Source organism: Nocardioides bigeumensis (genome assembly GCF_039531755.1).
Classification (GTDB): Bacteria; Actinomycetota; Actinomycetes; order Propionibacteriales; family Nocardioidaceae; genus Nocardioides; species Nocardioides bigeumensis.
The window spans coordinates 641,090-661,884 of sequence record NZ_BAAAQQ010000013.1 but is presented as its reverse complement, the minus strand read 5'-3'; the positions used below and the strand labels follow the sequence as shown (position 1 = coordinate 661,884).

At 71.9% G+C, this 20,795-nt stretch carries 24 protein-coding genes; 13 read left to right on the top strand and 11 right to left on the bottom strand.

What is annotated here, in order from left to right; genetic code table 11:
* The first annotated feature begins 2 nt into the window (after window positions 1–2).
* A complete protein-coding gene (gene resB, locus ABD295_RS17425) occupies window positions 3–1,664 on the top strand; it encodes a cytochrome c biogenesis protein ResB (protein ID WP_344305078.1) in 1,662 nt (553 codons plus the stop codon).
* Complete coding sequence (gene ccsB / locus ABD295_RS17420) at window positions 1,661–2,698, top strand: c-type cytochrome biogenesis protein CcsB (RefSeq protein ID WP_344305077.1); 1,038 nt, start codon at window positions 1,661–1,663, stop codon at window positions 2,696–2,698. Before resB ends, ccsB begins: the two co-directional genes overlap by 4 nt.
* On the opposite strand, the gene ABD295_RS17415 is transcribed toward ccsB, so the two are convergent.
* Entirely contained in the window at window positions 2,677–2,898 is a 222-nt protein-coding gene (locus tag ABD295_RS17415; RefSeq protein ID WP_344305076.1) for a hypothetical protein, read from the bottom strand. The two genes, ccsB and ABD295_RS17415, sit on opposite strands and share 22 nt — an antisense overlap.
* Before the next feature lie 58 nt (window positions 2,899–2,956).
* Here ABD295_RS17415 and ABD295_RS17410 point away from each other — a divergent pair, with 58 nt between their 5' ends.
* The gene (locus ABD295_RS17410) at window positions 2,957–3,226 is read left to right on the top strand and encodes a DUF4229 domain-containing protein (protein ID WP_344305075.1); all 270 of its coding nucleotides are present in this window, start codon (window positions 2,957–2,959) and stop codon (window positions 3,224–3,226) included.
* A gap of 66 nt (window positions 3,227–3,292) precedes the next feature.
* On the opposite strand, the gene ABD295_RS17405 is transcribed toward ABD295_RS17410, so the two are convergent.
* The 3 genes from ABD295_RS17405 to ABD295_RS17395 all read right to left on the bottom strand — a co-directional run bounded on the left by ABD295_RS17405 (window position 3,293) and on the right by ABD295_RS17395 (window position 4,519).
* Window positions 3,293–3,424: a hypothetical protein gene (locus tag ABD295_RS17405; protein ID WP_344305074.1), complete on the bottom strand. Its 132-nt coding sequence runs from the start codon at window positions 3,422–3,424 to the stop codon at window positions 3,293–3,295.
* 62 nt (window positions 3,425–3,486) lie between these two features.
* Window positions 3,487–4,368, bottom strand: coding sequence for a 1,4-dihydroxy-2-naphthoate polyprenyltransferase (locus ABD295_RS17400; RefSeq protein WP_344305073.1), 882 nt, complete (start codon window positions 4,366–4,368; stop codon window positions 3,487–3,489).
* Between the two features lie 10 nt (window positions 4,369–4,378).
* Window positions 4,379–4,519, bottom strand: coding sequence for a hypothetical protein (locus tag ABD295_RS17395; RefSeq protein ID WP_344305072.1), 141 nt, complete (start codon window positions 4,517–4,519; stop codon window positions 4,379–4,381).
* A gap of 57 nt (window positions 4,520–4,576) precedes the next feature.
* On the opposite strand from ABD295_RS17395, the gene ABD295_RS17390 reads away from it, so the two are divergent.
* The 6 genes from ABD295_RS17390 to ABD295_RS17365 are packed head-to-tail and all read left to right on the top strand — an operon-like array spanning window position 4,577 to window position 11,604.
* Window positions 4,577–5,569, top strand: coding sequence for an AMP-binding protein (locus ABD295_RS17390; protein ID WP_344305071.1), 993 nt, complete (start codon window positions 4,577–4,579; stop codon window positions 5,567–5,569).
* A complete protein-coding gene (locus ABD295_RS17385; RefSeq protein WP_344305070.1) occupies window positions 5,566–6,126 on the top strand; it encodes a P-loop nucleotide/nucleoside kinase family protein in 561 nt (186 codons plus the stop codon). The genes ABD295_RS17390 and ABD295_RS17385 overlap by 4 nt, the downstream gene beginning before the upstream one ends.
* Window positions 6,123–7,082 (top strand): o-succinylbenzoate synthase, encoded by a 960-nt coding sequence (locus tag ABD295_RS17380; protein ID WP_344305069.1) that lies wholly within the window; start codon window positions 6,123–6,125, stop codon window positions 7,080–7,082. Before ABD295_RS17385 ends, ABD295_RS17380 begins: the two co-directional genes overlap by 4 nt.
* On the top strand, window positions 7,079–8,725 hold the full coding sequence (menD, locus tag ABD295_RS17375) for a 2-succinyl-5-enolpyruvyl-6-hydroxy-3-cyclohexene-1-carboxylic-acid synthase (protein ID WP_344305068.1): 1,647 nt from the start codon (window positions 7,079–7,081) through the stop codon (window positions 8,723–8,725). The genes ABD295_RS17380 and menD overlap by 4 nt, the downstream gene beginning before the upstream one ends.
* Window positions 8,726–8,763: 38 nt before the next feature.
* Complete coding sequence (locus ABD295_RS17370) at window positions 8,764–9,690, top strand: helix-turn-helix domain-containing protein (protein WP_344305066.1); 927 nt, start codon at window positions 8,764–8,766, stop codon at window positions 9,688–9,690.
* Window positions 9,691–9,732: 42 nt separating this feature from the next.
* Entirely contained in the window at window positions 9,733–11,604 is a 1,872-nt protein-coding gene (locus tag ABD295_RS17365; RefSeq protein WP_344305065.1) for a cation:proton antiporter domain-containing protein, read from the top strand.
* A gap of 168 nt (window positions 11,605–11,772) precedes the next feature.
* Here the strand turns inward: ABD295_RS17365 and ABD295_RS17360 are convergent, their stop codons facing one another.
* The 6 genes from ABD295_RS17360 to ABD295_RS17335 form a co-directional block, all read right to left on the bottom strand.
* On the bottom strand, window positions 11,773–13,122 hold the full coding sequence (locus ABD295_RS17360) for a hypothetical protein (RefSeq protein ID WP_344305064.1): 1,350 nt from the start codon (window positions 13,120–13,122) through the stop codon (window positions 11,773–11,775).
* Window positions 13,123–13,558: 436 nt separating this feature from the next.
* On the bottom strand, window positions 13,559–13,846 hold the full coding sequence (locus tag ABD295_RS17355; RefSeq protein ID WP_344305063.1) for a hypothetical protein: 288 nt from the start codon (window positions 13,844–13,846) through the stop codon (window positions 13,559–13,561).
* Between the two features lie 31 nt (window positions 13,847–13,877).
* Window positions 13,878–14,102 carry a hypothetical protein gene (locus ABD295_RS17350; protein WP_344305062.1) on the bottom strand — a complete coding sequence of 75 codons (225 nt, stop codon included), beginning with the start codon at window positions 14,100–14,102 and terminating at the stop codon, window positions 13,878–13,880.
* 122 nt (window positions 14,103–14,224) lie between these two features.
* Window positions 14,225–15,439: a cytochrome P450 gene (locus tag ABD295_RS17345; protein WP_344305061.1), complete on the bottom strand. Its 1,215-nt coding sequence runs from the start codon at window positions 15,437–15,439 to the stop codon at window positions 14,225–14,227.
* Window positions 15,412–15,894 carry a GNAT family N-acetyltransferase gene (locus tag ABD295_RS17340; protein ID WP_344305060.1) on the bottom strand — a complete coding sequence of 161 codons (483 nt, stop codon included), beginning with the start codon at window positions 15,892–15,894 and terminating at the stop codon, window positions 15,412–15,414. Before ABD295_RS17340 ends, ABD295_RS17345 begins: the two co-directional genes overlap by 28 nt.
* Complete coding sequence (locus tag ABD295_RS17335; RefSeq protein WP_344305059.1) at window positions 15,891–16,052, bottom strand: hypothetical protein; 162 nt, start codon at window positions 16,050–16,052, stop codon at window positions 15,891–15,893. Before ABD295_RS17335 ends, ABD295_RS17340 begins: the two co-directional genes overlap by 4 nt.
* A gap of 251 nt (window positions 16,053–16,303) precedes the next feature.
* On the opposite strand from ABD295_RS17335, the gene ABD295_RS17330 reads away from it, so the two are divergent.
* Window positions 16,304–16,939, top strand: a complete 636-nt coding sequence (locus ABD295_RS17330; protein ID WP_344305058.1) for an MBL fold metallo-hydrolase — start codon at window positions 16,304–16,306, stop codon at window positions 16,937–16,939.
* 11 nt (window positions 16,940–16,950) lie between these two features.
* Window positions 16,951–17,973: a hypothetical protein gene (locus ABD295_RS17325; RefSeq protein ID WP_344305057.1), complete on the top strand. Its 1,023-nt coding sequence runs from the start codon at window positions 16,951–16,953 to the stop codon at window positions 17,971–17,973.
* An 87-nt stretch (window positions 17,974–18,060) separates the two neighbouring features.
* Here ABD295_RS17325 and ABD295_RS17320 read toward each other — a convergent pair whose 3' ends face one another.
* Window positions 18,061–19,335, bottom strand: coding sequence for an isochorismate synthase (locus tag ABD295_RS17320; RefSeq protein ID WP_344305056.1), 1,275 nt, complete (start codon window positions 19,333–19,335; stop codon window positions 18,061–18,063).
* Between the two features lie 116 nt (window positions 19,336–19,451).
* On the opposite strand from ABD295_RS17320, the gene ABD295_RS17315 reads away from it, so the two are divergent.
* Both ABD295_RS17315 and ABD295_RS17310 read left to right on the top strand, forming a co-directional pair.
* Window positions 19,452–20,141 (top strand): demethylmenaquinone methyltransferase, encoded by a 690-nt coding sequence (locus ABD295_RS17315; RefSeq protein WP_344305055.1) that lies wholly within the window; start codon window positions 19,452–19,454, stop codon window positions 20,139–20,141.
* 287 nt (window positions 20,142–20,428) lie between these two features.
* A complete protein-coding gene (locus tag ABD295_RS17310; RefSeq protein ID WP_344305054.1) occupies window positions 20,429–20,788 on the top strand; it encodes an NADH-quinone oxidoreductase subunit A in 360 nt (119 codons plus the stop codon).
* The last annotated feature ends 7 nt before the right edge of the window (window positions 20,789–20,795 follow it).

Genomic DNA, 20,795 nt, shown 5'->3' with positions numbered 1-20,795 from the left:
CGATGACGACGACCGAGGTGCGCCAGCCCGCGCAGCCCGACGACCCCGAGGCCCCACGGGCCGGCGAGCTCGGTCCTCGCGAGCTGCTGCGCTACGCCTGGCGCCAGCTCACCTCGATGCGGACCGCGCTCGTGCTGCTGCTCGTGCTCGCGTTGGCCGCGATCCCCGGCTCGGTGATCCCCCAGCGCAGCGTCGACTCGATCGGGACCACGCAGTGGCAGGGCCGCCATCCCGACCTCACGCCGGTCTTCGAGCGCCTCGGCCTCTTCGCCGTCTACGACACCCCGTGGTTCGCGTCGATCTACATCCTCCTGGTCATCTCCCTGGTCGGCTGCATCATCCCGCGCACCGCGGTCTACCTCCGCGGCATCCGCGCCCAGCCGCCGGCCGCGCCGAGTCGCCTGTCGCGGATGCCGGGCCACGCGGCGTACGAGGTCGACGACCTGCCAGTCGCGGTGCTCGACGACGCGGAGCGGGTGCTGCGCTCGCGCGGCTACCGGATCCGGCGCTCGGCGGCCTCGCCCGACGGCGAAGAGGCCGTCGATGAAGGGGGCTGGGTCTCGGCCGAGCGTGGCTACCTCCGCGAGGCCGGCAACCTGCTCTTCCACCTGTCGGTGCTGGTGGTGCTGGTCGGCTTCGCGATGGGCTCGATGTTCGGCTACCGCGGCGGCGTGATCGTGTTGGTGGGCGGCGGGTTCAGCAACTACGCAGCGCAATACGACGAGCTCGACCCCGGCAGCCTCTTCGGGCCCGAGGACCTCACGCCCGCCTTCACCTTCTCGATCGACGACTTCGACATCGAGTGGCTCACCGAGGGGCCGTCGGCCGGACAGGCCCGGGCCTTCGTCTCGCACCTCACCTACCGCGAGTCGCGCGACGCCGAGCCGCAGACCTACGACCTCAAGGTCAACCACCCGCTCGACATCGGCGGGACGGAGGTCTTCCTCATCGGCCACGGCTACGCCCCCGTGATCACCGTGCGCGACGGCAACGGCGACGTCGCCTACAGCGGCCCGACTGTCTTCCTGCCGCGCAACCCGACCTTCGCGTCGTTCGGGGTGGTCAAGGCTCCCGACGCGCTGCCGGAGCAGATCGGGCTGACCGGCGAGTTCTACCCGACGTACGACTTCACCATGGAGCGCGGTCCCTACTCGCTCTTCGGCGACGCGCTCAACCCCGCGCTCTCGATGACTGTCTTCACCGGCGACCTCGGGATGGACAGCGGCAACGGCCAGTCGGTCTACCTCCTCGACACCGAGACGGCCACGCCGGTGCTCAAGGACGACGGCACGCCTTTCCGCGTGGACCTGGAGCTCGGCGACAGCGTCGACCTGCCCGACGGTCTCGGGTCGGTGTCCTTCGACGGGATCGAGCGGTGGAACAAGATCCAGATCAGCCGTACGCCGGGCAAGCTCGTCGCGCTGTCGGGCGTCCTGCTCGCCCTCCTGGGGCTGCTGGGCTCGCTCTTCATCCGGCCGCGGCGGATCTGGGTGCGCGCCCGGCGTGTCACTGACGAGGACGGTGACGGCACACTGGTCGAGGTGGCGGGACTCGACCGGTCTGGCAACGGCGACCTGCCTCGCGAGACAGCACTGGTCGCCGCGGCCATGGGGCTGCGCGAGCCGCCTGACGACGACAACACCCACGAAGAGGACTGGCGATGACCGACGCGAGCTGGGAGACCCTCTCCAACCAAGCGATCGCTGCGGCGGGGGTGGTCTACTTCCTCGCCCTCCTGGCGCACCTCGTCGAGTGGAGCTCCCTGCGCAAGGTGCCGCTGGGCCGGGCGGCCCGCAAGGAGTCCGTCGCCGTCGGTGCAGGCGCCCCGGTGATCGAGCAGCAAGAGGACAGTCGGGACGGGGAGCGGACGGCCGACCGCATCGCGATGTTCGGCCGGCTCGGCCTGATGCTGACCGGCCTCGCGGTCGCGGTGCACTTCGTCGGGCTGCTCGGCCGCGGGATGGCCGCGGACCCCAACCGGGTGCCCTGGGGCAACATGTACGAGTTCACGATCAGCGGCACGTTCTTCGTGGCGTTCGCCTACATCGCGCTGGTCCGGCGCTTCAAGTGGCAGTGGCTGGCGCCCGTCGTCCTGGGTGTCGTGCTGACCCTGCTGATGGTCGCGGTGATCTGGCTCTACGGGCCGGTCGCGCCGCTGACCGAGGCGCTCTACTCACCGTGGCTGGTGATCCACGTGGTGTCCGCGGTGATCGCCACGGCGACCTTCACCCTCGGCGGCATCCTGTCGGTGCTCTACCTCCTCAAGGCACGGCAGGAGTCGCGGGGCGGCGGCACCACCGGCTACCTCGCCCGGGTCCCGGCCCTGGTCGCGCTCGACCGGATGTCCTACCGGCTGCATGCCTTCGCGTTCCCGGTCTGGACCTTCGCGGTCCTCGTCACCGGCCCGATCTGGGCGCACGAGGCCTGGGCGCGCTACTGGAACTGGGACCCCAAGGAGGTCTGGGCCTTCATCACCTGGGTCGTGTACGCGGCGTACCTCCACGCCCGCACGACCGCCGGCTGGAAGGGCAAGCGGGCGGCGTACCTCGCGCTGCTCGGCACCGCGACGCTGTGGTTCAACTTCATCGGGATCAACTACTTCTCGACGACCAGCCAGCACTCCTACGCGGAGGGCGCTCCGGCGATCTCGATCATCGAGCCGGCGGCCGACTCGGTTCAGGTGTCCGCGTCGTCCTGATGGTTGTGCTTGCGCTTCCGGTCGAGGTCGCGCAGGAAGTCGGGGTCGTCGTCGGGAGCGATCATCCGACGCTGCTGCGGGGGCGCCGACGGCTTGGGCGGGCGCTGCCTTGACGGGGAGGTGAAGCCGCCTCGCTGGACGGTCCGGACGACGAGGTACACCAGCACGCCCAGGACGATCACCACGAGCAGGAACTTCACGGCTCCAGCGTAGATGCCACCCGGTAACCGTGTACTCAGGTCGCCGTACTCTGGTGCTGTGAAGGAGTTCCTGGTCTACACCGGTCTGCGTGCCGGCATCTTCCTCGCCTCGCTCCTCGTGGTCGGTGGGGCCTGGGCGCTGGTCACCGGCGACGACCAGGTCCCCGCGCTGTGGGTGGTCCTCCTCGCGTTCCTGATCTCCGGCGTCGCCTCGCTGTTCCTCCTCAACCGCCAGCGCGAAGCCTTCGCCCGCCGGGTCGAGGACCGCGCCGACCGGGCCACCGCGCGCTTCGAGGCCGCCAAGGCCAAGGAGGACGAGCCCGGCTGAGCAAGCTCTCGGCTCGCATCGTCATGCGTCCAGAGTCATAGACGGCTCAGTTCGCCTGACGTTGCGCTACTTGGGGCCGTTGAGGCGCCGCTCGATGCGGCTCTGCGGCTGGCCGAGGATCTTGGCGAGCAGCGGGACGCGGTATCGGTAGGCGGCGACGCCGGCCACGACCAGCACGACGAGGATCAGGAACCACATGCCGCCAGCGTACGGCGGCGAACGCCGGCTCCCGAGGGCCGGCGGCGAAGATCAGGGGTGGGTCAGGGTCGCGCGGCGACGAGGAGCGGGACGGCGACGAGCACCGACCAGACGAGCTCGGCGAGGCCGGTCTTCTGCAGCACAGGCACCAGCGCCAGGCCCGTGGCGCCCGACAGCACCGTCCGCACCGCCGGGGCCAGCACCGCGAGGAAGCCGAGCCCGACCAGCGCCCACCACGTGGTGGCGGCCGCGACGGCGACGACGGCGGCGGCCGCGGCGAGCACCAGCAGAGCGTAGAGCCCACGCGTCCGCTCGGCCCCGAGCCGCACGGCCAGCGTCCGCTTGCCGGCCTCGGTGTCGGTGGGGATGTCGCGCAGGTTGTTGACCACGAGGATCGCGCAGGCCAGCGCACCGATGCCGACGGCGGCGTACAGCGCGGGCCAGGCGAACGCCTCGGTCTGCACGTAGGTCGTGCCGAGCACGGCCACGAGCCCGAAGAAGACGAAGACCATCACCTCGCCGAGGCCGTGGTAGCCGTAGGGCGACGAGCCGCCGGTGTAGAACCACGCGGCGAGGATCGCGAGCACGCCGACGGCGACCAGCCACCACGCGGTCGTCGCGGCCAGGACCAGGCCGGCGACCCCGGCGACGCCGAAGGCCGCGAACGCCGCGAGCTTCACCGACCGTGGAGAGGCCAGCCCGGAGCCGACCAGACGGAGGGGTCCGACGCGTTCGTCGTCGGTGCCGCGGATGCCGTCGGAGTAGTCGTTGGCGTAGTTGACACCCACCTGGAGGGCCAGGGAGACGACGAGGGCGAGCAGCGCCTTCCACCAGACCGCGCCGTCTTCGTACGCCGCCACGGCGGTGCCGGCGAGGACGGGCGCGACGGCGGCCGGCAAGGTCCGCGGGCGCGCGCCTGCCAGCCAGTGTGCGGGGGAGGTCACGAGGGTGGATTCAAGCAGGTCGGGTGACGTCCGCCGGACGGTGGTCGCGCTGCAGGAAGCGCTCGGACGCCCGGGCGGCCGGACCCATGGCGGCGGCGGCCAGCACCACGATCGATGCGATCAGGGCCCAGCCGTAGGCGCCCCACTCCATGGCGAGGAACGTGTACGCCTGCGGGCCATGAGAACACGGGGGATTAGCGTGCGTCGCATGGGTTTCCTCCAGCCGTCGGCCGACTCCGCCGAGGCGGTGCGCGAGCTGCGCGGCTGGCTGGCGGCGGAGCGGCCCGACCCGCTGCTGATCGAGACGTCGGGATCGACGGGGTCGCCCAAGCGGGTGGTGCTCTCGCGCGACGCCGTGCTCGCGTCGGCGCGGGCCGCCGAGCGGCGGCTCGGACCGGCCGGCCGCTGGGCGCTGGTGCTGCCGCCGTCGTACATCGCCGGCGTCAACGTGATCGTGCGCTCACTGCTCGCCGGGCACGAGCCGGTGCTCGACGGGTGGGGCGACGCGGCCTACACGTCCTTGGTGCCCACGCAGCTCCACCGGCTGCTCGACGACCGCGATGCCGTCGCGGCGCTTGCGTCGATGCGGGCGGTGCTCCTGGGCGGCGGCGCGATCGACCCGTCGCTGCGTCAGCGCGCCGAGGCCGAGGGCATCGACGTCGTCGCGACCTATGGCTCGTCGGAGACGTCGGGCGGCTGCGTGTTCGACGGGGTCGCGCTCGACGGGGTGGCGGTCGCGATCGGTGCGGAGGGACGGATCCGGCTGGCAGGCCCGGTGCTCTTCGACGGGTACGACGGCGACCCCGGCCTGACCGCCGAGACCCTGGTCGACGGGTGGTACCTCACCCCCGACGCCGGTCAGCTCGACGAGGACGGTCGACTCCGCGTGATCGGGCGGCTCGACGACGTCGTGGTGAGCGGTGGCGTCAACGTCCCCCTCCCTGCGGTGGCGGCGCGGCTGCGCGAGCACCCCGACGTGATCGCCGTGGAGGTCGTCGGCATCAATGACGAGGAGTGGGGCCAGCGGGTGGTGGCCTTCGTGGTCGCCAAGCAGTCCGGCCTCGATCGGAGCGCCGCACGCGACTGGGTCGCCGAGCGTCACTCACGCGCGTGGGCGCCGCAGACGGTGGTCGTCCTCGACGAGCTGCCCCTGCTCGCCAACGGCAAGGTCGACCGCCTCCGCCTCCGGGACCTGGCGTGACGCGCGGACCGGTCGTCCTCGTCACCGGTCTGCCGGGCTCGGGCAAGACCGCGCTGGCGGCGCGGCTGGGCCAGGCGTTCGGTCTCCCGCTGCTCAGCCTCGACTCGGTCAAGGAGGGCGTGGTCGACGGTCTCGGGGAGGCCACGCCGGATGACCGGTTCGCGATCCGCAAGGCGGCGCGGGAGGTCGTCGTACGCCTGGTCGCCGACAATCCGCAGGGCAGCGTCATCGACATCTGGCTGAACCCGACGCGCGACGAGAGCTCCTTCACCGACGTGCTGGGCGGCGTCGAGGGCATCTCCGTGGTGGAGGTCGTGTGCCGGGTCCCGCTCGCGATCGCGCTGGAGCGGTACACCGCACGAGATCTGCAGGGACACCGGCACGGGGCCCACCTCCCGCTCGACGACGCCACGCTGGAGCGCATGGAGCTGGCGGCGCCGCACATCGGGCCGACCGGGATGGGCCCGCACCTCGACGTCGACACCTCGGAGCCGGTCGACGACGACCGCTTCGCCGACCTCGTCTCGTCGCTGCGCAGCCACGGGGTGGGCCGATGAGGGTCTGGTCGATCCCGCTGCGCACGAGGTTCCGGGGCATCACCGTCCGCGAGGGCGTGCTGATCGAGGGCGCCGCGGGCTGGGGGGAGTGGAGCCCGTTCCTGGAGTACGACGCGCGCGTCGCGCAGGCCTGGCTGCGCTGCGCCGAGGAGGCGGCGGCCGGTGACTGGCCGGCGCCCGTGCGGGACGCGATCCCCGTCAACGTCACGGTTCCAGCAGTGGGGCCCGAGCGTGCGCACGAGATCGTCGCCGGCAGCGGGTGCCGGACCGCGAAGGTGAAGGTCGCCGAGCCGGGACAGCGGCTCGACGACGACCTCGACCGGGTGGCCGCCGTACGCGCCGCCCTCGGCCCCGACGGCAAGATCCGTGTCGACGCCAACGGCGCGTGGAGCGTCGCCGACGCCACGTCCGCGCTGCGGCGACTCGACCGGGCCGCAGGTGGGCTCGAGTACGCCGAGCAGCCGTGCGCGACCGTCGAGGAGCTCGCCGTCGTACGCCGTGGGGTCGACGTGCCGATCGCCGCCGACGAGTCGATCCGCCGGGCCGACGACCCCTACCGCGTGCGGCACCTGGAGGCCGCCGACCTGGCCGTGCTCAAGGTGCAGCCCCTCGGCGGGGTGCGGGCCTGCCTGCGCATCGCCGAGGACATCGGCATGCCCGTCGTTGTCTCGTCGGCCTTGGAGACCTCGGTCGGGATCGCCGCAGGCGTCGCCCTTGCGGCGGCGCTGCCCGAGCTGCCGTACGCCTGCGGGCTCGACACGCTGCGGCTGCTCGACGGCGACGTGGTGGCCGACCCGCTCGTCACGGTCGACGGGATGCTGCCGGTGCGCACGCCGGTCGTCGACCCGGACCGGCTCGGAGCCGTGGCCGCCGGCCTCGACCGGGTTGCCCACTGGGAGGCCCGGCTCGCCGAGGTGCGTTCGCAGGGCACTACCAGGAAGGATGGGCCATCGTGACCAACTCGTCGTCGGCCCTGGCCCGTGCCGTGCTCGACGCCCTGCTCCAGCACGGCATGACCGATCTGGTGGCCGCCCCGGGGTCACGCAACGCCCCGCTGCTCTTCGCGGCGTACGACGCCGAGGCCGCGGGCGTGCTCCGGCTGCACACCCGCGTGGACGAGCGGACGGCCGGCTACCTCGCCCTCGGGCTGGCCAAGGTGACCCGCCGTCGCGTCGCGGTGCTGTGCACCTCGGGCACCGCGGTGGCGAACCTGCACCCGGCGATGCTCGAGGCCGCCCACGCGGGCGTCCCCCTGGTCGCGCTCACCGCCGACCGGCCTGCTCGGTTCCGTGGCACCAACGCCAACCAGACCACCGACCAGGTCGGCATCTTCGGGCCGATGGTCCCGTTGCACGACCTCTCGGGGATCTCGCCAGGACTGCGCAACGCCGAGGGTGCGGCGACGCCGACGGGTCCGTCGCTCCCCGACCTGCTGGTCGTCGACGGGCCGGTCCACGTCAACGTCCCCCTCGACGAGCCGCTCGTGCCCGACGACCGGTGGGACTCCGTGCCGCCTCACGTCGGCGAGACCGGCGACGAGCGACGGTCGATGCGGCCGACCGGGCCCACGAGCCCGCTGCCGCTGGGGCCGAGGACCGTCGTGGTCGCCGGCGACGACGCCGGTCCGCCCGCACGCGTGCTCGCCGAGGCTGCTGACTGGCCGCTGCTGGCCGAGCCCACGAGCGGGTCGCGCACGGGCACGCACGCGATGCGCGCCTATCGCCTGCTTCTCGAGGGTGCGCTCGGCGAGCAGGTCGAGCGCGTGGTCGTGTTCGGGCACCCCACGTTGTCGCGGCCGGTCACCCGGCTGCTCGGCCGGACCGACGTCGAGGTCTGGTCGGTCCCGACGGCGGGCGTCTGGTCGGAGCGCCCGTTCGAGGTCGACCACGAGGTCGACAGACCCGCGGTCGAAGGTCCGGACGATCCGGCGTGGCTGGCCGCCTGGCGCGAGGCCGACGGGGCCGTCGCGTCGAGGTTGGACCGGCTTCTCGCCGACGAGCGCCGGTTGACGCCGTACGCCGTCGCCGGTGCCGTGGCCCGTGCGCTCCCGGCCGAGGGGCTGCTCGTCGTGGGCGCCTCCAACCCGCTGCGCGACCTCGACCTCATGGTGCCGCGCTACCGCGTCGGCGACCGGCGCAAGGTGATCGCCAACCGTGGCCTCTCCGGGATCGACGGCACCGTCTCGACCGCCATCGGCGCTGCGTTGGGGCGTCCGTCGTCCAGCCGGGCGATGGCCCTGGTCGGCGACGTGACCTTCCTGCACGACATGACCGGCCTGGTCATCGGCCCCGACGAGCCACGTCCGGACCTGACGATCGTGGTGGTCAACGACGACGGCGGGTCGATCTTCGCGGTGCTCGAGCAGGGCGGCCCGGCGTACGCCGACCGCTACGAGCGGCTCTTCGGCACGCCCCACGGCGTCGACCTGGCCGCGCTCTGCGCCGCCACCCGTACCCCGCACTGGCGAGTCGGCGACCTGGCCGAGCTCGAGCACGCGCTGGCCAACCCCAACGGCGGCATCGAGGTGGTCGAGGCGGTCGTGAGTCGCGCGGACCGCCGCGAGCTCGATGCCCGGATCCGCGGGCTCGCGCAAGGCTGATCAAGACGGAGGGCGCTGCGCCGGGTCAGGATGGCCGCATGACCATCACCGCCGACGCCTCCTCGCGAGACACGTTCGTCCGGTTCGTCGATCACCTCACCGAGGCGCTCGACGAGGCCGCGTCGATCAGCGGTGACGAGTGGGCGGCGCGGCTGCACTTCTCGCGGTTCCACTTCGACCGGATGATCAGCGCAGTGGCGGGGGAGCCGCCGGCTGCCTTCCGCCGGCGCATCCTGCTGGAGCGGGCGGCGTACCGCATGATCACCACCACCGCGCCGCTGATCGACATCGCGGTCGAGGCGGGCTACGGCTCGCACGAGGCCTTCACCCGCGCGTTCACCAAGGCGTACGGCGTCGCGCCGGCCACCTGGCGGCGCAAGCCCGGGCACCTCCAGGTCGAGGCGCCCAGCGGCGTCCACTTCCACCCACCCGGCGGCCTCCGGCTGCCCGCACGAGACAAGGTCACCGGCATGCAGCTGCTCACGAGGATGGTCGAGCACCACGTCTGGCTCACCGGCGAGATGGTCCGGCTCGCGGAGAGGTTGAGCGACGAGCAGCTGGACCAGCCGATCGTCCTCGACGTGGATGAGGACCAGCAGACCATCAGATCTTTGCTGAGCCGGCTGGTCGGGCAGATGGGCATGTGGAACGCCGCCATGGCGACGCGTGACTACGACTGGTCGGTCGAGGAGCACGAGTCGCTGAGCTCGATGCGCGAGCGGCTCGCGATCGAGGGGCCGACGTACCTCGCCCACGTGCGGGGCGTCGTCGAGGCCGATCGGCTCGACGACACCTTCGTCGACGCGCTGTGCGAGCCGGCGGAGGTGTTCACCTATGGCGGGATGATCGCGCACGTGCTCACCTTCGCCGCGCACCGGCGGACCCTGGTCGCGCTGGCGTTCGGAAGCCACGGCGTGCAGGACCTCGGCTGGGGCGACCCGATGCTGTGGGTGGCCGCCACCTGAGCACGGCCGGGCGCCGCTAGACGCTGCCGACACAATGGCCGGGTGGAGATCGCCGCGTCGCTCGTCATCCTCGCCGTCGTGGTCCTGACGTTCACGGCGGTGGCGGACAAGCTCGACGTCCCGGCGCCGCTCTTCCTCATCGTGGTGGGGGTCGTCGCCTCCTACCTCCCGTTCGTCCCCGAGGTCCACCTCGACCACGACGTGGTGCTCTTCGGGCTGCTGCCACCGCTCCTCTACGCGACGGCCGTGCAGACGTCGCTGGTCGACTTCAACGCGAACCGGCGCCCCATCCTGCTGCTGAGCGTCGGCCTGGTCGCGTTCACCACGCTCGGCGTCGGCGTGCTCGTCCACTCCGTCATCGACGTCTCGTGGCCGATCGCCCTCGCGATCGGCGCAGTGGTCGCCCCGCCCGACGCCGTCGCCGCGACCGCGGTGGGACGCCGGATCGGACTGCCACGAAGGATCGTGACGATCCTCGAGGGCGAGTCGCTGCTCAACGACGCGACGGCGCTGGTGGCGCTGCGCACCGCCCTGGCCGCCACCGCCGTCGGCGTCGACGCCCTCCACGTCACCGAGGACTTCGTCCGGGCGGCGGGCGGCGGTGCGCTGGTCGGCTTCCTGGTGTTCTTGTTGGTCGCCTGGGTGCGCAAGGCGGTCACCGACCCCATCCTCGACACCGGCATCTCGCTGGTGGTGCCGTTTGCGGCGTACGTCGCCGCGGAGTACCGCCTCATCCACGGCTCAGGGGTCATCGCCGTGGTCGTCGCCGGCCTGCTCCTGGGCCACAAGGCGCCGATCATCCAGACCGCGCAGTCGCGCATCGCCGAGCGGATGAACTGGCGCACCATCGCCTTCGTCCTCGAGAACGCCGTCTTCCTGCTGATCGGCCTCCAGGCCAGCTGGATCCTCGACGACGTGGCGCAGAGCGACATCCCGGCGTCCCGGATCGCGCTGGCCTGCATCGGGACCCTGGTCGCCGTCATCGTGCTGCGGCTGGTCTGGGTCTTCCCCGCCCGCTACCTGCTCGTCCGGCCGCGCCCGGAGGCCGGCCAACCACAGGGCCCGCCCTGGACCTTCACCTTCATCCTCGGCTGGGCCGGCATGCGCGGTGTGGTCACCCTCGCGGCGGCGTTCGTGATCCCCGAGCGCACCCCGGACCGGGAGGTGCTGCTGCTCATCGCCTTCACGGTGGTGGCGGGCACGCTCTTCATCCAGGGGATGTCGTTGCCGTGGTTCGCCCGCCGGCTCGAGGTGCCCGCGCCCGACCCGGCCGAGGACGCGCTGGCCCGCGCCACCGTGCTCCAGCAGGCGTCCAAGGCGGCGTACCACGAGCTCGCGGCCCTCGAGCAGCTCGAGGTCGACGACCCCTACGGCGTGATGGCGCTGATCAAGCAACGGATCGAGCAGCGCAACTTCGCGGCCTGGGAGCGGCTCGGCACGAACCCCGACATCGAGACGCCGAGCGAGATGTACGCCCGCGTGCGCATGCTGATGATCGACGCCGAGCGCCGTCGCGTGCTGCAGATCCGCGACTCGGGGCAGGTGGCCGCGGACGTGATCGCCGAGGTGCTCACCCTCCTCGACATCGAGGAGAGCATGATCGATCGCGCCAGCCAGCAGCGCGAGGAGCTGCGCACCTTCAGCCGCATCCGGCAGACCGGTGAGGGCTGCCCGGACCTCGACGCCTACCCCGTCGTCGAGACCGACGCCACCGAGTGCCCCGCCTGCGTGGCGAAGGGCGACATCTGGATCTCGCTGCGCCAGTGCCTCATCTGCGGCAACGTCGGCTGCTGCGACTCCTCACCCAACCGGCACGCGACCGCGCACTTCCAGGAGAGCGCCCACCCGGTCATGCAGTCCGCAGAGCCGGACGAGGACTGGCGCTGGTGCTACGTGCACCACAAGACGGCCTGAGCCGTGTCACGACGTCCCGTCGCCGGGTGACCATGAGTCGCGGCGGCGTGCGCGGCGGCTCGCGTCGCTGGTCGTGGAGCACCTCGCCCAGGGCGAAGATTCGCTGACGCATGGGGGACCTCCCTCGGAGGCGGTCGAAGAGCCTGAAGCCGGAATAAGATAATTGCATTAAGGTCTCGCCGGCGTGGGCGATTCCTGGACTCGGCTAGCCCGGGAGCACCTGCAGGTCGACGCTGCCGGTGGTGCCGGGAGCGAAGGGGATGTAGACCCACGTGCCTTTGCCCGACGGTGAGGTGGCTGGGCGGGGGTGGCGGACACCAGGTCTCCGGTGCCGCAGCCGGCGCAGCCGAGGCGGGGGACGAGAAGATGGACCCGCCAGTCACCCGGCAGGGCGACAGCGCTGGCCGCGACCTTGGCCGACGCGCCGGTGGCCAGGCCGGTGACGGGCAGGATGACGCCGCGTCCGGCGACGGTCTGGGTCACCTTCGCGGGAGCCGCACCCAGGGCCAGAGCGGGCCCCTCCGTCAGGCTGTCGAAGTCGATCGAGAGCGGGTCGGTGACGGACCGGCTCGGGAAGACCAGGAACCGGCTGTCGGTGCCCTTCGCCGGCCGCCGCCACAGGCCCGGCACCGCGCTGGCGGTGACGTAGCCCTCGCCGCCGAGCAGCATCGTGCGGTCCAGGCCGTTCTCGGCGAGACCCTCGGGAGCGTGCACCCACTGGCCAGGCGTGCCGGGCAGGACGACCTCGGTCACCCGCGCGGGGTCGCTGCGGTCGATGGTCACGGCCGGTCCGTCGATGGTCGCGGAGACGCGGGTGGGCGTCACGGCGGAGGCCTGGCCGCTGCGCGCGAGCAGCCGGATCACCGATCCGGCGGCGTACTTGGTGCGGGCGTCCTTGCTGGTGTACGGCGCCAGAGGGAGCCCGGCCCCCAGCAGCAGCGTGGTGTCGTCGAACGCCGTCAGCGTGGCCTTGCCGGGGCGCGCCAGCTGCTCGACGCCCGGGCCGGAGACCGCTCCGGACAGCATGCCGCTGGCCGGGACCTCGAAGCCGGCGGCGTAGACCAGCCCGCGTCGGGCCGCCATCGTGGTGGCCGCGGCGTCGCGGGTCACCGCGACGGCCCGCACCTCGTTGAGCAGCACCCTGGCTCGCTGTGAGCCCGCGGCAGGGCGGGTGCGGATGGTGTGCCAACCATTCCTGGTCAGCTCGAACCACGGCGCGGTGCCGCGCGGAACGGCTCCGCCGGGTCCGGTGAGCGACGCCTTCATCGGTGTCACGTCACCGGACTTGGCCGAGGTGAGCATGACGAGGTCGCCACGGTGACCCTTGAACCGGATCTCCACGACCTGGCCGGAGCGGTCCTGCCGCACCGGCTTGTCGCCGTACTGGCGGACCACCTCCTTCACGCCGGCCGAGGCCACGACCGCGGACGCGGCGGGGGTCGCGACGAGTGTCGTCGCCCCGAGGGTGGTGGCGAGGAGCAGGGCGCTCAGTGAAGCGAGCGAACGTGAACGTGCCATGGGGCCACCACTTTCGTCGGGTGTCGGAGTTGCCGGTGGAACCACGGCTCCCCGGGCGGGTGCGCCTTGGTCTCCACGGCCTGGGCGCTGTCACTCGTGGGCGAGGCCAGAGCGGTGGCGCCGGGCGTGAGCGCGGTGGCCGCGGCTGCTAGCGGGGCCAGCAGGAAGAGGGCACTCGTCTGGCGGAGCGATCGACGCATGATGAAGCCTTTCGTGACCTGGATGCCTGCGCGCTCGCCCCCAAGATTCCGCGCAGATTGAGACGAACGTCCTATTAAGTAAGGCAAGCGTCTCAGAAATTCGCGAAGGATGGATAATTGTGGTTCACAGACTGGCGAGGCCCGATGCTCTTTACCTTCGGAGGCATGCGACCGCCGTCGGGCGGAGAGAGGCGCCGGATCTTCATGCCGCAATCCCTGCGATCAGCCCGCGAAGGTCAGTCCGTGACGGTCGGCCCCCTTGCAGCAGGAGGCGGTGGCGGAGGCCCCGTCACCAGCGTGAACGCCGCGATGGACCCGGCCGCCTCGGCGGCCTTGAGCCCGTTGAGCAGGCGCTCCCGATCGGCGACGTCGATGGCGCGGCCGGTGTCCTGGAGGAAGGTGAGCATCCCGAGGTCGCGATACATCCGCTCGACGTCGCGTGCGGCGTTGGTCGAGGAGAGTGATCCCTCGACGGTGTCCTTGAGGTCGATGGCCGCGGCCTTGACCTCGTCCAAGAAGCCCATGTCAGTCCCCTCTCACGGTCCTGCCGCAACTCTAGGACGGCTGGTCGAACGCGACCACGAGACGGCGTACGTCGCCGTCCGACCCGAACCTCAGCCGCATCGTCCCGGTCTCGCCACTGAGGAGCCAGCGGTACGGCACGACCCTGTCGTCCCCGTCGACGGCGACGGGCCCAGTGCGCTCGATGCCCTCGCGGGGCGGGTCGGCGGCGTACGCCGCAGCGATGGACGCGCGGCCCTCGAACGGCCCGGCCGGCACGCCTCGAACGACATCACCGCATCCTCGGCGAACCGCGCGGCGAAGGCTGCCCAGTCGTCCGATGCCACCCCGGCGTTGAAGGCCGCGACGTGTGCGCCAACTCAGGGGTCTTCGGTCACCACTCAGTGTCCGGGCTCGAAGGCGATCGGGAAGGCCAGTGCCCCGGTGTTGCCCGAGACGGGCAGCCACGAGCCGGGCCCGTCGGCGACCGCGCCCGGCATCCGGCGCGCCAGCAGCGGCAGCGCGACCGCCATGTCGGTGCGCGCGACGAAGTGGCCGAGACAGTGGTGGGCGCCCGCGCCGAACCCGAGGTGCGGTGGTCGCGACGCGGTGATGTCGAACGACGGGTCCGGCATCGCCGACGGATCGGTGCCGGCGGCATGCGAGAGCACCTGCACGATGCCGCCGGGAGGCACGACGAGCCCGTCGCCGAGGTCGACCTCCTCGAGCGCCTCGCGGGTGACCCAGGTGACCGTCGGGTTGACCCGCATCACCTCCTCGACGGCCGAGGCGCCCAGGTCGGGCCGCGAACCGAGCAACGCCCACTGGTCCGGGTGCCGCAGCAGCGTCTGCACCGCCAGGCCGATCTGGTTGCGGGTGGTCTCCATCCCCGCCATGGCCAGGAAGACCAGCGCGACGCCGAGCTCGCGCGCCGACAACCCGTCGGCCTCCTGGGCGGCGACCAGGGTCGAGACCAGGTCGCCGGTCGGGGTGGCGCGGCGCGCGGCGACGACGTCGTCCACGTAGCTGTAGAGGCCGTCGAGCGCCGCCTCGATCCGTGGCAGGTCGTCCGCGATCGCGGTGCCGAAGGCCTTGCCGAGGTCGTCGGCCCAGTGCGCCACCTGCGGCCAGTGGTCCTCGGGCAGACCCAGGAGCACGCAGATGATGCGGGCGGCGTACGGCTCGGCGAACTCCGAGATCAACTCGACCTGCCCGCGGGGCGCGAACCCGTCGACCAGCTCGTCGGCGAGCGCCTGGAACCGTGGCTGCATGGCGGCGATCGTCTTGTTGCGGAACGCCGGCATCAGCAGCCGCCGCAGCCTCGCGTGGTCGTCGCCCTCGAGCGAGAGCAGCGTCTCCTTCCACCAGCCGGCGAAGCGGCCGGAGTGGATGCCGTTCTGCTCGGGCCACCGCGCGTTGCCCTGGCGGAACCTCCGGTCGCGCAGCAGGGCCGACCCCTCGGCGTACCGCAGCACCGCCCAGCCGTACGACGTCTCGACCCACCAGCGCTCCTCGCGCGCGGCGTGCACGGCGGGGGAGGTCACGTCGCACGCGGGATCGGCAAGGTCGAGGTACGACGCCGGCCCGGTCATGTGCGGGTCACCCGCAGCTCCCACGCGTCGAGCGGGTCGTAGCGCTTGCGCATCCCGTCGGGCAGCATGCCCTGCTTCGCGTAGAACGCCCTGGCCTGGTCGTTGGCCTCCAGGACCCAGCAATGGCAGGGGTTCTCGCCCACGACGGCGTCGAAGAGCGCCTGGCCGACCCCTGACCCGTGCCAGGCCGTGCGCGCGTAGACGGCGTACAGCTCGAAGCCCGTCGGTGCGTCCTCTCGGCGGGCCGGGCCGGCCATCGCGAAACCCACCGGCTCGTCGTCGTGGACTGCCAGCATCGGTGGCTGGTGGGCGACGAGCTGCCGCCATCGCTCGACCCAGTCGAGAGGGTCACCGAGCCGGGCGAGCAACAGACCCGGGTCGACCAGCGGGCCGTAGGTCTCGCGCCAGCACGCCCTGTGCAGCCGCCCGCCGGCCTCGACGTCCGCGGGAGTCGCGGCGCGCAGCTCGAAGGACCTCACGCGAGCATCCTATGGAAGGCCAGACCGGCGACCACCAGGGCCAAGACGACGCCGGTGAGTGGCCGCCCTCGCAGGCCGGTCACGAACCTGCCGAGCGCCGCGCCACCAATGGCGAGCGTGAGCTGCCACGCGGCCGCCGCGACCAGGGCCGCGACCACGAAGACCGCTTCCGCTCCGCGGTCGCGAGGTCCTGGTTGCCGAGCACGACCGCCGACGCGATCCGGAGCTGGTCGGCGACGGGTCCGATCTGCGTCGACAGCGCCTTCCCGGCCGCGGATCGGCACCGCGATCGCCGGTCGGGTCGAGACCCTTGACGATCACCTCCATCACGGCCGAGATGCTGGCAGCCCGGAGGCTCGCTGAGCCAATGGACAACCGCCACGCAGCGATCGCGTTAGCGTGACGTCACATGAGGCTGACGAAGTTCGGGCACGCTTGCGTGCGGATCGAGCACGACGGTCACACGGTGGTCATCGACCCCGGCGGGTTCACCGATCCGGAGGCGGTGGACGGCGCCGATGCCGTCCTGGTCACGCACCTTCACGCCGATCACTTCGACCCGGGCAACCTCCGCCGTACCGACGTCCCGATCTTCACGATCGACGAGGTCGCGCGCCAGGCCGCCGACAACGCGCCCGACCTCACCGAGCGCATCACTGTGGTGACCCCCGGCGACCGCTTCGAGGCAGCCGGGCTCACGGTGCGTGCCGTTGGTGAGCTGCACGCCGTGATCCACCCGGACCTGCCGCGCAACTTCAACTGCGGCTACGTCCTCACCCTTGGCGAGACCAAGGTGTTCCACCCCGGCGACGCGCTGACGCCTCCCGACGAGCCGGTCGACGTGCTCGGGGTCGTCGTGTCGGCGCCCTGGATGCGCGCGGCCGAGGCGGTCGACTTCGCCAGGCTCGTCGGCGCTCCGCGCAACATCGCGATCCACGACCGCGTCTACTCCGACGCCGGCCTCGGCATCGTCGACGGGCACCTGCAGCGACTGTTGCCCGAGGGCCAGGACTACGTGCGCCTCGCGGACGGGTCCGACCTGTGAGGCGGCTCGTCGTGGCGGCTGTCGCCTCCGGGCTCACGCTGTCGGCGGGCGCCGCTGTCGGCTCCGGAGGTCTCGAGGAGGTCGCCCAGCGACCGTCACGAGACCCGGCACTGCACTCGGCCGCGGGCGTCCACACCGTCGGTGGCTGCCAGGTGTTCCCGGCCGACAACTGGTGGAACACCCGGATCGACAAGCGCCCGGTCTACAAGCACAGCAAGGCGATCGTGGCCCGCCAGGCCGCCGGCCACGACATCCACCTCGACCTCGGGGTGACCGAGGAGTACTACGGGATCCCGGTCAACGTGGCCCCTGCCGACCAGCCGATGCTGCCCCTGTCGTTCGGCGTCGAAGGCGAGGACTACGGCGACGAGAGCGACCGGGGGCCGGTCCCGATCCCGCCGGGGGCGCACATCGAGGGCTGGCGGACCGGCGCCGTCGACCCCGACGAGGGCGACCGGCACGTGATCACCGTCCAGCAGGGCAGCTGCCGGCTGGTCGAGCTCTACAAGGCCGAGCGCGTGTACGCCGGCGGCCAGGTCGTCGGGTGGCGAGCGTCCGCCGCGGCCCGGTGGGACCTCGGCTCCAACAAGCTGCGCCCGAAGTACTGGACCTCCGCCGACGCCGCCGGCCTGCCGATCCTGCCCGGCCTGCTGTCCTACGACGAGGCGGTGTCGGGCCGGATCACCCACGCTGTCCGCTTCACGCTCCCGAGCGCCCGGGCGGCGTTCACCGTGCCCGCCCGGCACTGCGGCCCCAGCGGCAACACGAGCAGCTCGCTGCCGTCCTACGGCATGCGCTTCCGGCTCAAGAAGGGCACCGACATCTCGCACTACACCGGTGCCGCGCGCGCGATCGCGTTAGCGATGAAGCGCTACGGCCTGATGTACGCCGACCAGGGCTCGGCGATGTACGTCACGGGCACCGCGGATCCCCGCTGGGAGGACGCGCTCGACCAGTTCGACAGCCACCCGCTCGACGGCGGCCGCTTCGAGGTGGTCAAGCCCTTCGGCAAGATTGTGACGAGCCGCTGCTAGCGACGAAGGAGCTGGTCGAGTAGCCCTCTCGTCCGAGCCTGCGAGGACGAGAACGGGCGTATCGGGACCCGGTGAGGCAAACGGCGCCTAAGCCCCCGCGAGCGAGTCCCGGACCGGCACCAGCTTGGCCTGGCTCTCGGCGAGCTCGGCCTCGGCGTCGGAGTCGGCGACGATGCCGCAGCCCGCGAAGAGACGCACGGTCGCGCCGTCGCCGACGATCTCCGCGGAGCGGAGCGCGAGCCCCCACTCGCCGTCGCCGGTGGCGTCCATCCAGCCGACCGGGCCGGCGTAGCGGCCCCGCTCCATGCCCTCGATCTCGTCGATCAGGGCGAGCGCGGCGGGGGTCGGGGTGCCGCCGACGGCCGCCGAGGGGTGCAGGGCCTCGGCGAGCTTCAGCGACGACACGGTCGCGGAATCATGGACGACGCCGGCGACGTCGGTGGCGAGGTGCATGACGTTGGGCAGGTGCAGCACGAAAGGCGCCTCGGGGACGTTCATCGAGGAGCAGTGCGGGTCGAGCGCATCGGCGACCGAGCGCACGGCGTACTCGTGCTCCTCAAGGTCCTTCGACGACCGGGCCAGCGTGGCGGCGAGGGCGAGGTCGCGCTCGTCGGCGCCGGTACGGCGGATGGTGCCGGCCAGCACGCGGCTGGTGACGAGCCCGCGCTCCCGGCGTACCAGCATCTCGGGAGTCGCGCCGAACAGCCCGTCCACGTGGAAGGTCCAGCACATCGGGTAGTCACGGCTCAGCTTGCGCAACGGCCACCGCACGTCGATCGGGACGTCGGTCGTCGCGATGAGGTCGCGCGCCAGCACGACCTTCTCGAGCGCGCCGGCCTCGATCCGCCCGATGGCGTCGCTGACCACGGCGAGCCACTCGTCACTGTTGCGGGCGCCGTCGGCGAAGAGCACGTTGGCCGGCGGCACGATCTGGGTGACCTCGGCGTCGACGGCTGCGCTGTCCACGCTCGGAGCGCCTGCCAGCTCGATCGTGGTGAGCCACGCCCGGTCGCCGCGACGGCCGATGACGACGCGAGGCACGACCAGCACCGAGGAGCCGGGCTCGTCGCCGAAGGCGAAGGAGCCGAAGCAGACCAGGCCGGACCCGGGCTCGTTCACCCCGTCGGTGACCTCCGCGCGCCCCACCAGCTCGGACCACCACTTGTCCGCGTCGGTGAAACGGGTCGCCCCGGCGGTGTGCACCACGGCCGCCTCGCCCCAGCCGACCAGGCCGTCGCCACGGCGCAGCCAGGCGAGCGGACCCTCCGCAGGGACGCGACTCAGCAGCGAGGCTGGTGCGTCGTCGAGGGCGACGGTGCGGACGACGAGCGAGGGGTCACCGGTGATGGGGGCGCTCGTCACGAAGACCCAGAGTACGCGGCGGTGCCGCACGGTACGCCATCGACGCGGGTGCGACGTCGGACACGTCGTCCCCACCGCCGACCCCTCCACCGGGCCGCCCTTCTATCCTGCTCGTCGTGACCCGCGCCGACCTCGACAAGCAGCCGACCGACGTACGGCGCATGTTCGACGCGGTCGCCAAGCGGTACGACGTCACCAACGACGTGCTCTCCCTCGGCCAGGACCGGCGCTGGCGCAAGGTCGTGCTGGACGCCGTCGACCCGAGGCCCGGCGAGCGGGTCCTGGACCTGGCCGCGGGCACCGGAACCTCGAGCGAGCCGTTCGCGGTGCGCGGCGCCCGGGTCGTGCCCTGCGACTTCTCCCTCGGGATGCTCCAGGTCGGCAAGAGGGCAAGGCCGGAGCTGCCGTTCGTGGCGGGTGACGGGACCCGTCTGCCCTTCGCCGACGACACCTTCGACGCGGTGACCATCTCCTTCGGGCTGCGCAACATCGTCGACCCCGACGCCGGCCTGCGGGAGATGCGCAGGGTCACCAGGCCGGGCGGCCGGCTGGTCGTCTGCGAGTTCAGCCATCCGACGTGGGCGCCGTTCCGCACGGTCTACACCGAGTACCTCATGCGCGCGCTCCCTCCCGTGGCCCGCGCGGTCTCCTCCAGCCCGGACGCCTACGTCTACCTCGCGGAGTCCATCCGTGCCTGGCCCGACCAGGTGGGTCTGGCCGCCGTGGTCTCCGCCGCGGGCTGGCACGACGTCGAGTGGCGCAACCTCTCCGGCGGCATCGTCACCCTGCACCGCGCGACCGCCTGACCCACGCGCCCTCCGTGAACCGACCACATCGTGTGGTCCACGACGTACCAGGTGCGACAGAGGACACACGATCTTCCGTGAGCAAACATCTGCCGAATATCGCAACGCCGAGATGACCTAAATGCCCAGGTCAGGCACTGAATTGACCTGCGAGCCCCGGGGGTGTCGGATGCCTTGGGGCGGGCCTAGACTGTCCCGCGGACCCCTCGTGAAGCCGTTCACAAAGTCACGAACGAACCCCCGCCGGGTCCCAAGCCCCGCATCGCCGCAGCACCTGGGAGGCAGCATTGGAGCTCTACACGCCGGTCCTGGCGTTGGCCCTTCTGGCGGCTGGCTTCGCGATCTTCTCGGTCGTGATGAGCGCAGCGATCGGGCCCAAGCGCTACAACCGCGCCAAGCTCGACTCCTACGAGTGCGGCATCGAGCCGACGCCGCAGGCGCTGGGTGGCGGCCGGTTCCCGGTGAAGTACTACATCACCGCGATGATGTTCATCGTCTTCGACATCGAGATCATCTTCCTCTACCCCTGGGCCGTGCAGTTCGATGCGCTCGCCTTCTTCGGGCTGGTCGAGATGGTCATCTTCATCGCCACCGTGTTCGTCGCCTACGCCTATGTGTGGCGTCGCGGCGGCCTTGATTGGGACTGAGGTAACG

Bases quoted from the DNA above. Each gene is read 5' to 3' on its own strand.
- ABD295_RS17370 (WP_344305066.1), top strand. From the start codon at position 8,764: ATGACCATCACCGCCGACGCCTCCTCGCGAGACACGTTCGTCCGGTTC.
- ABD295_RS17405 (WP_344305074.1), bottom strand. From the start codon at position 3,424: ATGTGGTTCCTGATCCTCGTCGTGCTGGTCGTGGCCGGCGTCGCCGCC.
- ABD295_RS17380 (WP_344305069.1), top strand. From the start codon at position 6,123: ATGAGGGTCTGGTCGATCCCGCTGCGCACGAGGTTCCGGGGCATCACC.
- ABD295_RS17390 (WP_344305071.1), top strand. From the start codon at position 4,577: ATGGGTTTCCTCCAGCCGTCGGCCGACTCCGCCGAGGCGGTGCGCGAG.
- ABD295_RS17355 (WP_344305063.1), bottom strand. From the start codon at position 13,846: ATGGGCTTCTTGGACGAGGTCAAGGCCGCGGCCATCGACCTCAAGGAC.
- ABD295_RS17330 (WP_344305058.1), top strand. From the start codon at position 16,304: ATGAGGCTGACGAAGTTCGGGCACGCTTGCGTGCGGATCGAGCACGAC.
- ABD295_RS17395 (WP_344305072.1), bottom strand. From the start codon at position 4,519: ATGGAGTGGGGCGCCTACGGCTGGGCCCTGATCGCATCGATCGTGGTG.
- ABD295_RS17360 (WP_344305064.1), bottom strand. From the start codon at position 13,122: ATGGCACGTTCACGTTCGCTCGCTTCACTGAGCGCCCTGCTCCTCGCC.
- ccsB (WP_344305077.1), top strand. From the start codon at position 1,661: ATGACCGACGCGAGCTGGGAGACCCTCTCCAACCAAGCGATCGCTGCG.
- resB (WP_344305078.1), top strand. From the start codon at position 3: ATGACGACGACCGAGGTGCGCCAGCCCGCGCAGCCCGACGACCCCGAG.